This is a genomic window from Ornithinimicrobium cavernae (assembly GCF_003121625.1).
In the GTDB taxonomy this organism is placed as follows: Bacteria; Actinomycetota; Actinomycetes; order Actinomycetales; family Dermatophilaceae; genus Ornithinicoccus; species Ornithinicoccus cavernae.
The window spans coordinates 1-1,353 of the sequence record NZ_QDDJ01000033.1 but is presented as its reverse complement, the minus strand read 5'-3'; the positions used below and the strand labels follow the sequence as shown (position 1 = coordinate 1,353).

Here is a 1,353-nt window from a genome sequence, read left to right as displayed (position 1 = left end):
ATGTCCGTCTCCTCACCTTTGTGTGGGTAGCGGGAGGCTGATTCCGCCGAGGCAGAGGTGGATCATGGCGATGAGGGAGTCGGGGTTGGCGTGGCCGTAGCCGCGGCGTTGGATCACGCGAATCTTGGCGTTGATTCCTTCGGCTCTGGAGTTGGACAGTCCGAGCTCGACGGCGTTCACGATTTCCTGGAAGTGGCGGTCGAGTCGTCGGGCGAGGTGTTTGTATGCGGGGAGTTTGGAGCGGCGCACGGAGGTGAGCCAGGAGCGTAGGTGAGCTGCGGCGTGATCGGGTTCGATGGTGCGGTACAGGTCGCGCAGCTTCTCTTTGAGTTCCCAGGCGCGGAACACTCGGTAGCGTTCTCGGCGTAGTCGGTTGACCGTAGCGCGCCGGTCATCATCGAGGCGTTCGGCGCCCATCCGCAGCGAGGTCCGCAGTTTTTGCCACTGCCCGCGATTGCCGCTGTCCTGACCTGTCGGAGTCGGGCCGGGGTTGGCTGCGTAGGTCGCGTCCATGGCCTCGTTGGCCCAGGTGATGACGTGGAAGGGGTCCAGGCAGATCTTGGCCTGGGGGATTTGCTCTTTGGCGACGGGCAGATAGATCGAGGAGGCATCTGAGCTGATCGCTTCGATGGCGCTGGTGCGCTCGGGCCCCAGTGCGGTAAAGAACTCCTCGAAGGCTTCCTTGGTGCGGTCCTTACGCACCCAGACCACCCGGCCGGTGTCGTGGTCAGCGACCACGGTCAGGTACCAGTGGCCTCGCTTGTAGGAGATCTCGTCCACGCAGATCCGGTACAGGCCATCCAGGCGTGAGTCGTGCAAGTGCTCAGCGACCACGCGACCCACGGCCCGGTCGACCGCCGCCCAGGAGCAGCGCAGCAGTTTGGAGACGCTGGTCTTGTCCATCCGCTGGGCCAGCCAGCCGATGAGGTTTTCCAGGTCTTGGGTGAACCGGGCGCCAGGACGGGCCCAGGGCACCCGCTCGGTGCGCACCTTGGCGCAGGCCGGGCAGGCGACCCGGGCGAGGCTGGCTTCCAACCACACCTTGGTGGCACCCGAAATCCACGTGTCGCCAGCGCCGGGTAGCCACGTCATAGCGCCCTCGGATCTTGCGGCCACAGGGACACCGGTGCAGCCGCGCGGACCTTCGCACCCCCAGGACCAGACCGTCCTCGGTGAAGGCCACCGACACCACTCGGGTGCCATCCAGGGCCAGGACACGATTGAATGCTGTGGTGACGCGCACGCGTGTTGCTCCCATCGGATCGAGGACTTCAGCAATCCCGAACCTACGGACAACACGACGTGCGCGTCACACGTCAACCCCTTTCGCTCCCGCCCCTGCACGGGTCCCGA

The 1,353-nt window shown here is 65.4% G+C and carries 1 protein-coding gene; it reads right to left on the bottom strand.

What is annotated here, in order from left to right:
- Positions 1 to 12: 12 nt before the first annotated feature.
- On the bottom strand, positions 13 to 1,092 hold the full coding sequence (locus DA085_RS20585) for an ISL3 family transposase (RefSeq protein ID WP_161958594.1): 1,080 nt from the start codon (positions 1,090 to 1,092) through the stop codon (positions 13 to 15).
- Positions 1,093 to 1,353 lie beyond the last annotated feature (261 nt).

Bases quoted from the DNA above. Each gene is read 5' to 3' on its own strand.
- DA085_RS20585 (WP_161958594.1), bottom strand. From the start codon at position 1,092: ATGACGTGGCTACCCGGCGCTGGCGACACGTGGATTTCGGGTGCCACC.